2 protein-coding genes are annotated in these 597 nt (G+C 58.1%); both read left to right on the top strand.

Translation table 11 applies throughout. The features are described 5' to 3' along the window. On the top strand, nucleotides 1-353 hold a 353-nt coding region (locus tag BN93_RS16160), incomplete at its 5' end, for a DUF1896 family protein (protein ID WP_019189297.1). Further along, the coding region (locus BN93_RS16155; protein ID WP_044261278.1) for a hypothetical protein at nucleotides 343-597 on the top strand (255 nt) is incomplete at its 3' end. The genes BN93_RS16160 and BN93_RS16155, both read left to right, overlap by 11 nt.

The raw sequence follows: 597 nt of genomic DNA, 5'->3' as shown, positions 1-597 counted from the left end.
AAGAGAACAGATTTCAGCAGGCCTCGGATGCCGACTTTATTAGCAGCCGCGCCGCCCTTGCTGCTGAAACGTTCGGACGGGCACGGTGCGAGGGCTATTCCGTTGACGGTGCACAGGAGCTGGCGATGGGAACACTGCTTGACGGGCTGCACCGCTCGGCTTTCGCGTTGCTTACGGACGTGCTCGAAAACGAGTTCGAGGGCGAAGTGCCTTTGGAAGCCCGTGAGGCAACCGCCGAGACGTTGCTGCCACAGGTAAGGCAGCTGTGCGCGCAGAGCGAACGCACGGAGGAGAGCCTATATACCGAAATCACGGGAATGGTCGTACTTTATCTCGAACGTCATGGCATTTAACAGGAAAGCAAGACTCTCGGGCAACATTGAGGCGATACGCACCGCCTTTACTTTGGACAGAGAACATCGCGTGCCCACCGCCGAAGAACGGAAGACATTGGAGCGTTATTGCGGTTTCGGCGTATTGAAATGCATCCTCAATCCTGCCGGCAGTCTGGCGGACGCCGTGCAGTGGACGAAATCCGACCTCGATCTCTTCGCGCCTACGGCTGAACTGCACCGGCTGATCCGCGAGAACAGTCCC

It is taken from the genome of Prevotella conceptionensis 9403948 (assembly GCF_000312305.1).
Lineage (GTDB): Bacteria > Bacteroidota > Bacteroidia > Bacteroidales > Bacteroidaceae > Prevotella > Prevotella conceptionensis.
Note: the sequence above shows the minus strand (reverse complement) of the source record. Positions and strands in the feature narration are given on the sequence as shown.